This is a genomic window from Azorhizobium sp. AG788 (genome assembly GCF_943371865.1).
Lineage (GTDB): Bacteria > Pseudomonadota > Alphaproteobacteria > Rhizobiales > Xanthobacteraceae > Azorhizobium.
The window spans coordinates 1-8009 of the sequence record NZ_CALRWL010000091.1; the positions used below are offsets into that span (position 1 = coordinate 1).

Below are 8009 nucleotides of genomic sequence, written 5' to 3' on the forward strand. Positions count from 1 at the left end.
TCGACCCGTTTGCCGGCAACCTCTCAGGAGCCGGCAAACGGGCGGTTCAGTAGCCGTAGGCCTCGCGGGCGCCGGCCAGGGTGATGACACCCTCGCTGATGTCCTGGGTCACGGCCGCGCGCTCGCGGTCCTCCGGGGCGCCATAGCCGCCGGCACCGGGGCTGACCACCGCGAACCATTGGCCGGCCTTGAGGGTGAGGCAGTCGCGCTCGCGCAGCACGCCCGGCCCGCACTCCACGCCGCCATGGCCGCCGGCGCCGCCGCCGTCCAGGCCCCAGCTGCGGGACTCCAGGCGCGAGACGTCCACCCGCACCCGGCAATCCTCATCGGCGCGATAGACCCGGCGCAGGCCGAGGCCGCCGCGGAAGCGGCCGATGCCGCCGGAGCCGTCCACCAGTTCGTAGCGCAGCACGGTGAGCGGATATTCGCTCTCCAGCGCCTCGATGGGCAAATTGGAGGTGTTGGTGACGTGGACGTGCACGCCGTCCAGCCCGTCCTTGTCATGCCGGGCGCCGGAGCCGCCGCCCATGGTCTCCAGATAGACCCAGATGGCGCCGGTGTCCTTGCGCTGGCCGATGAAGGTGGCCACCGTGCAGGCGCTGTTGGAGCAGGCGGTGACCTTGTGCGGCACCGCATGGGCCAGCGCGCCGAGGATCAGGTCGGCCACCCGCTGGCAGGTCTGCACCCGGCCGTTGACGGCGGCGGGATGCACGCAGCTCACCACCGAGCCGGCGCGGGCGGTGACGGTGAGCGGACGGGCCAGGCCCGCATTGGGCAGGATGGTGGGGTCCACCACCGATTTGACCACATAATAAGCGGTGGCCTGCAGTGCGGTGTGGGTCATGTTGATGCCGGCGCGGATCTGGTCCGGAGCATCGAAGTCCAGCGTCATGGAATCGCCGGCCACGGTGATGGCAACGCTGAGCGGCAAGGTGCCGTCGATCTCGGAATTGTCGAACACGTCGGCAAAGCGATAGGTGCCGTCGGGAATGGCGGCGATGCCGGCGCGCATGCGGCGCTCGGCATAATCCAGCAGCGCATCGCCCGCCGCCAGCACCACGGCGGTGCCATACTTGGCGCACAGCGCCTGGAACCGCTGCACGCCGACCCGGTTGGCCGCCATCTGCGCCCGCAGGTCGGACAGGCGCTCGCGCGGCACCTGGCAATTGAGCAGGATCAGATCCTGCACGTCCTTGTTGAGCTCGCCCGCCCGATACAGCCGTACCGGGGGAATGCGCAGGCCTTCCTGATAGATATGGGCATGGCCGCGATCGGCGAAATCGGAGTGATGGGCCAGATTCACCGTCCAGGCGACGATGACGCCGTCGATGAAGATGGGCTCCGCCAGCACGATGTCCGGCAGATGGGTGCCGCCGCCCGCATAGGCGTCATTGCCCACGAACACGTCGCCGGGCTGCATCTCGGCGGTGGGGTGCAGCTTCAGGATATGCGGCACGATGCCGATGAAGCTGCCCAGATGGATCGGGATGTGCTCGGCCTGGCACAGCGTGTTGCCGGCGGCGTCGAACAGCGCCGTGGAGCAGTCGCGCCGCTCCTTGATGTTGGTGGAATAGGAGGCGCGGATCAGCGCCTCGCCGGTCTCTTCCACGATGGAGGAGAGCGAGGCACCGATCACTTCCACGGTGATCGGATCGAGCACGGGGGCCGGCGCGGGCGCGGGACTGGTCTTGAGGGAGGTCATGCCACCACCTCGAGGATGAGATTGAGATAGGGATCGACGCGGGCCGTCATGCCGGGGGGCACCACCGTGGTGGTGTCCATCTGCTCGACGATGGCCGGGCCGGAGAAGCGATTGCCGGATTTCAGCGCCTCGCGGTCGTAGATCGGGGTCGGCACGAAGTCGCCGGCCTCGGGGAACCACACGCCGCGCTTGCCGATGATGGCGGACGAGGCATCCAGGCCCTCGGAAGGATAGGACCTCAGCGTCGCCTTCTTGACGAGACCGGCGGCTTCCACCCGCAGGGTGACGATCTGCACCGCCTCGCCATCGGCGATGAAGCCGTAGCGCTGGCGATGGGCCTCTTCGAAGCCCTCGGCCAGATGCTCCAGGCTGGTGGCGGTCACCGGGCCGTCGGGCAGGGGCACCGAGAGTTCGTAATTCTGCCCGGCGTAGCGCATGTCCACGGTGCGGGTCAGCTGACGGGCATCGGGGGCGATCTCTTCATGGTCGAACCAGGCCAGCGCCCGGGCGCCCAGGGCGGCGAAGGCTTCTTCCACCGCCGGGCGGGAACGGTCCGCCAGCGGCATCAGCTTGGTGGCGGCGAAATCGGCGCGCAAATCGGTGAGCAGCAGGCCCATGGCGCACAGGATGCCGGGATTGCGCGGCACCAGCACGCGGCGCATGTCCAGCTCCTTGGCGAGCCGGGCCGCATGCAGGGGACCTGCGCCGCCGAAGGCCATCATGGTGTAGTCGCGCGGATCATGGCCGCGCTGCACCGAGATCACCCGGATGGCTTTCGCCATGTTGGCGGTGACCACCGACAGGATGCCCTGCGCGGTCTCCATGACGCCGAGGCCCAATTTGTCCGCCAGCTTGCCGATGGCTGCTTTCGCCAGATCCTGGTGTACCGCCATGCGGCCGCCCAGCAGATGGGTGGGGTTCAGGGTCTGGAGCACCACATTGGCGTCGGTGGTGGCGGGTTCTTCCGCGCCCTTGTCGTAGCAGACCGGACCCGGGAAGGCGCCGCAGGAGCGCGGGCCGACCTTCAGGAAGCCGCCGGAATCCACGAAGGCGATGGAGCCGCCGCCGGCACCCACGGTGTGGATGTCCAGCATCGGGGCCTTCAGCGGATAGCCGTGCACGGTGGCTTCCGAGGTGAGCTTGCACACGCCGCCCTTGAGCAGCGCCACGTCGGTGGAGGTGCCGCCCATGTCGAAGGTGATGATGTCCGGGAAGCCGGCCAGCTCGCCCACCACCTGCGCCGCGACCACCCCGGTGGAGGGGCCGGACAGGATGGTGCGCACCGGCATGGCGGCGGCGGTGGAGAAGCCGATGACGCCGCCGTTGGACTGGGTGAGGTGCGGCGTCGCGGTCATGCCCAGCGCGGTGAGGCGCGGGGAGAGCTTCTCGATATAGGACTTCATCACCGGGCCGAGATAGGCGTTCAGCACCACGGTGGAGAGCCGCTCGAACTCGCGGAACTCGGGGGCGACTTCATGGCCGGAGCAGATGAAGGCGTCGGGATGTTCCTCTTTCAGGATTTCCACGGCGCGGGCCTCATGCTCGGGCCGCACGAAGCCATAGAGGAAGTTCACCGCGATGGCGGCAACGCCGGCCTTCTTCAGCTCGCGGGCGGCGGCGCGCATGGCCACCTCGTCCAGCGGCAGGTCGATCTCGCCATCCTGGCGCACCCGCTCCGGCACGCCCATGCGCAGAGCGCGGGGCACCAGGGTCGGGGGCTTGTCGGCGGAGAGGTCGTAGAGATCGGGACGCTTCTGGCGGCCGATCTCCAGCAGGTCGCGGAAGCCGTCGGTGGTGATCAGCCCGGTGGCGACGCCCTTGTGCTGGATCAGCGCATTGGTGGCCACGGTGGTGCCATGGCCGAAATAGGACACGCTGGCGGCGGGCGCATCGCCCGCATCCGGCACCACCCGGCGCATGCCCTGTTCAACGCCTTCGGCGATGCCACGAGACGGATCGTCCGGCGTGGAAGACACCTTCCACACCTCAACCCGGCCATCGTCCTCGTCGAACAGGCAGATGTCCGTGAAGGTTCCGCCTGAATCCACCCCGACGCGCCAACGAGCCATAATCACGGTCCCAATTTCACTTCAGTGGCTGTTAGGCTGGAACCAGACCAGACTTGGCGCAAGCGCAAAAATTCCATTCAATGTGCTTGTTTCGAAGACAGTTTCATCCAATGGAATTTTATGTCCTATTGTCTTTATAAAATATCGGTGAGTGGACTTCATGGTCGATAACGCGTCCGGAACCAGCCGCATCTTCGCCCTGTTGCGCCAGTTGGCGCGCTCCGAGCGACGGGGCGTGCGGCTGAAAGATCTGGCGGAAGCCGTTGATCTGCCGCGTCCCACCGTGCATCGGCTGTTGCATGGCCTGATGGAGGAGGGCGTGGTCGAGCATGACAGCAAGGCCAAGCTCTATCGCCTGGGGCTGGAACTGTTCGTGCTGGCGGCCAGTGCCGGCAGTCCCATGAACCTGCGCGACCTCGCCCGCCCGGCGCTGCTGCGCCTGACCGCGGCCCTGGGCGAGACGATTTTCCTGATGGTGCGCAATGGGTTCGACGCGGTGTGCATCGATCGCTCCAGTGGCCCGCTGCCGATTCGCAGCTTCACCGGCGATGTGGGCGGCACGGTCATGCTGGGCATCGGCCAGGGCGCCATGGCCATCCTCGCCTTCCTGCCCGAGGGCGAGCAGGATGAGGTGATCCGCTACAATCTGCCTCGAATGCGGGCACTGTCCGCCTTTGACGAGGGTTTTTTGCGCGCGGAGATCGCCCGGGTGCGGGGGCAGGGCTATGCGGACGGCGCCGCCGGTCTCATCCCCGGCATGGCAGGCCTTGGGGTGCCGGTGTTCGGGCGCGAGGGCCATGCGGTGGCCGCGCTCAGTGTCGGCAGCACCACCGACCGCATGACGCCGGAGCGCAACAAGGTGATCGCCGAACTGCTGAAGCGGGAGGCGAGCGAGATCGGCGCGCGGCTCAATCCGTTCGATCCCACCTTGCGTCGGCCCAGCGCGGCCATGGAGGGGCGCTGAGGTCGGGGCGTGACCGGCCGCGCCCGTGTCCGGGCGCCGGCTGGGCCAGCGGGACCATGTCCCGCCGGATCAGATCAGCGCGTGGGAGCGCAGATAGCGTTCCAGATGGGTGGTGGCTTCGGTGATGTCGGTCTTCTTGCCCGAGGCCGCCGCCTGCATCAGGGACGAGTCCGAGAGCTGGAATTCGACACTGGAGGCGGGCTTGCGGTGCAGCACGTCCGCGGCATCCCACAAGCGTTCCAGCACGGTCTCGCCGTCGGCGAGCAGGATCGGTCGCGACAGGAACGCGCCCCAGTTCGGCACCCGGCGCGCGGCTGCCTGCCGCGCGGGCGGGGTATCCAGATCGCTGAGTGTGCCAACGTGAACGGTCATGACGGTAGGTCTCGCTGATTGAGGAAGACTTGCGGCCCGGAACCTTGCTCCGCGCCACATCGGACTTGCTCAGGCGCTCGGCACCGCTTCTTCGGCAAGGACGTGGCGGAAGGCTTCAAGCCGCCCCTTGAGCGCCAGGATCACCTGGCCGTCGGTGGCATCCACATCCTGCGCCTGGCTGGACAGCAGCTCGGCGAGGGCATCGCCGTCGCACTCGCGGATGAAGCCGAGCACGTCGGCCAGCGAGGTCACTTCCCGCTCCTTGGTCCCGATGAGGATGCGCGAGGAGGTGAGCGAACGAGGATCCGAATGGGTGCCCATCTGGTCGTACTCCGATGTTCTGGAAGCGGCCCGCAGCTTCGGGTTCCCGTCTTCCGCATGCGTTGAGTTCAAACCTGCACGCTTGCCAACCCTGACCGTTGGCGTGGCGTTCGGGATATCAACACCCCGTCAACCATATGGTTCCATCTCGCCATACGATTGCCGTGCCCATGCCGCGGCGGCAGCACGAATAGGGCCGCCATGCGACGGGGCAGAGGCCGGCGCACATGAAAACGCCCGGCACAGGGCCGGGCGTGAAGGCAAGGTCAGTCTCGAGCGCCGAAGCGAAGTCAGCGGGCGATCAGAAAGCCCACCACAAAGCCGATCAGGCCGGCGGTGAGGATCGCCGGCAGCGGCTGCTGCTCCACCTTGCGGCTGACCGCACGGCCGGTTTCCTGCGCCACGTCCTTGGCTTCGCCGAACGCCCGCTGCGTGCCGCCGACCGCCTGGTCATAGAGGCCCTCGGCCTTCAGCGACGCGCTGCCCGACAGCGCTCCGGCAGCTTCCTTCACCCGGCCGCCCACTTCATTGGCCGCGCCCGTCATCGTGTCCGTATTCATCACATGCTCCCATCGCCAGACGTCAGGGAAACGGGCCAGCCCGCAGAAGGTTCCTTGGCCCATGGCGCGTGCGCCGCAGGCGAAGGGGGCAACACCCTTCGTTCTGGAGGAGTCCCCGCATCGACCACTCCAGAACGGAAAGGGTTGGAGGAGAAAAGTGCAGCCCGACGAATTATGAAGAGAGAAGAATCAATGTCGTGGGGGAAAATGATGGTTGAATTCGTCGGATACGGCGCAGTGATGGGCAGCTCAGCCGCACTGCTCGCAATCTTGATGCGTCTGTTTTAGTAAATCGGAATCTGGTCCCGAACTTATACGCGGTTTTGCGTGTATATATTTGCGGGACGCGTGGTGCGTTCAGGATGATCCCCCGTCGCGGTGGTAAAATGCGACGGCGTGACGGACCCGGTCGCGCGCAATAGGGGCGCAACGCCTTCGGGACGTCGGCGCCGCGGGCACATCTCGGGCCGAACATCGGCCGATCCTACCCGCCTCATATGCCCGGCCGCGGCGGCGGTCGCTGAAATTGCTCCATAATGGTGCAAATTGAAACTGCGGCATCCTCTGGATTGCAATGACGCAAGTCTGAGGCAAGCCCGCCAGATCACGCTGATTCACAAGAAACATTTCATAACGCGATCCGGCACGGCGCCGCGTGAGCATCATCGTTCAATGGGGCTGTGGTCGATCGGCGATCGCACATCCCGTTTCACATCAAAGGGGGCAGCCATGTCGTTCAAAAATCTTCCGATCATGTTCAAGATCGGCATCCTGATCTTGATGCTGGGCGCCTGCGCCATTGGCGGCACCCTGTTTTCAGGCACGAAGATCGATCAGGTCGCCCATAAGTATGAAGAGGCGTTGCAGGAAGACGCCGGGTTTCTCCAGCTCGCGCGGTTGAACCGTCAGCTGGTGGGCGTGCAGCGCTCCATCTATCAACTGGTCATCGCCGCCAACGCCGACGAAGTGAAGGCGGCGGAACAGCGCTACAGCACGACGGTCGCGACCTTGGACACCCGCGTCACGGATGCCAAGGCGTTGCTGCCGGCCCTGGTGCCGCAGATCGACCAGGTCTCTACGGCCATCAAAGCCACCTTGTCTGGCGCGTGCGGGCCCACCCTCAAGGCGGCACGGGCGACGACTTCGGCCGACGAAATCGTCAAGGCGGGGCGCCTGATGGTGAATGACTGCGACCCGGCGCTGCGCACCCAGGTGGACGCCATCTCCAAGATCATCGACGACGCCGTGGTCCAGTCGAAGCAGAACCTCGTCACCCTCGAAGCCGCCACCGCGTCCACGGTCACCTTCCTCAACATCCTGATGGGCTGCGTCGTGGTTGCCGCGCTGCTGATCGCGGCCCTCGTGACCCGCTTCGGCATCGTCAAGCCGATCAACGACATCCTGGCGGTGATCGGCGAGATCCAGGGCGGCGCGCTCACGGTCACCGTGCCGAGCACCGATCGCAAGGACGAGGTGGGCACCATCGCCAAGAGCGTGGAAGATTTCCGCCTCGGCCTGGTCGAGGCCGAGAAGATGCGCGCTGATGCCGCCCTGCAGGAGCAGCGCTCCGCCGAGAAGGTGCGCAACGAGCGCCTCGAGATCGCCAGCACGTTCGAAGCCAGCATGGGCGCCCTCGCCAACGCCTTCGCCCAGTCCTCCAATGAAGTGTCGGAAGCGGCCCGCAATCTCGCCTCCACCGCCGAGGAGACCTCCCGCCAGGCGGAAGCCGTGGGCGGCGCGGCCGAAGAAGCCAGCAACAATGTGCAGACGGTCGCCGCCTCCACCGAGGAAATGACCGCCTCCATCCGCGAGATCGGCTCGCAGGTGTCCCACGCCGCCAAGATCGCCGCGTCCGCCGCCGAAGAGACCGCCCGCACCCAGACGGAGATCATCGAGCTCTCGCAGTCGGCGGCCAAGATCGGCGAAGTGGTGATCCTGATCACCAACATCGCCAGCCAGACCAATCTTCTGGCCTTGAACGCCACCATCGAGGCGGCCCGCGCCGGCGAGATGGGCAAGGG

At 66.5% G+C, this 8009-nt stretch carries 7 protein-coding genes; 2 read left to right on the top strand and 5 right to left on the bottom strand.

Annotated features, from left to right (window positions below; all coding sequences use genetic code 11):
• Positions 1-46 precede the first annotated feature (46 nt).
• Positions 47-1702: a hydantoinase B/oxoprolinase family protein gene (locus AAG816_RS27060; protein ID WP_341992827.1), complete on the bottom strand. Its 1656-nt coding sequence runs from the start codon at positions 1700-1702 to the stop codon at positions 47-49.
• On the bottom strand, positions 1699-3771 hold the full coding sequence (locus AAG816_RS27065) for a hydantoinase/oxoprolinase family protein (RefSeq protein ID WP_341992828.1): 2073 nt from the start codon (positions 3769-3771) through the stop codon (positions 1699-1701). The genes AAG816_RS27060 and AAG816_RS27065 overlap by 4 nt, the downstream gene beginning before the upstream one ends.
• Positions 3772-3931: 160 nt before the next feature.
• On the opposite strand from AAG816_RS27065, the gene AAG816_RS27070 reads away from it, so the two are divergent.
• On the top strand, positions 3932-4735 hold the full coding sequence (locus tag AAG816_RS27070; protein ID WP_341992829.1) for an IclR family transcriptional regulator: 804 nt from the start codon (positions 3932-3934) through the stop codon (positions 4733-4735).
• Between the two features lie 69 nt (positions 4736-4804).
• Here the strand turns inward: AAG816_RS27070 and AAG816_RS27075 are convergent, their stop codons facing one another.
• The 3 genes from AAG816_RS27075 to AAG816_RS27085 all read right to left on the bottom strand — a co-directional run bounded on the left by AAG816_RS27075 (position 4805) and on the right by AAG816_RS27085 (position 5988).
• The gene (locus tag AAG816_RS27075; RefSeq protein WP_341992830.1) at positions 4805-5107 is read right to left on the bottom strand and encodes a hypothetical protein; all 303 of its coding nucleotides are present in this window, start codon (positions 5105-5107) and stop codon (positions 4805-4807) included.
• A gap of 69 nt (positions 5108-5176) precedes the next feature.
• The gene (locus AAG816_RS27080; RefSeq protein WP_341992831.1) at positions 5177-5428 is read right to left on the bottom strand and encodes a hypothetical protein; all 252 of its coding nucleotides are present in this window, start codon (positions 5426-5428) and stop codon (positions 5177-5179) included.
• A gap of 290 nt (positions 5429-5718) precedes the next feature.
• Positions 5719-5988: a CsbD family protein gene (locus tag AAG816_RS27085; RefSeq protein WP_341992832.1), complete on the bottom strand. Its 270-nt coding sequence runs from the start codon at positions 5986-5988 to the stop codon at positions 5719-5721.
• Positions 5989-6717: 729 nt separating this feature from the next.
• On the opposite strand from AAG816_RS27085, the gene AAG816_RS27090 reads away from it, so the two are divergent.
• A partial coding sequence (locus tag AAG816_RS27090) for a methyl-accepting chemotaxis protein (protein WP_341992833.1) occupies positions 6718-8009 on the top strand: 1292 nt, incomplete at its 3' end.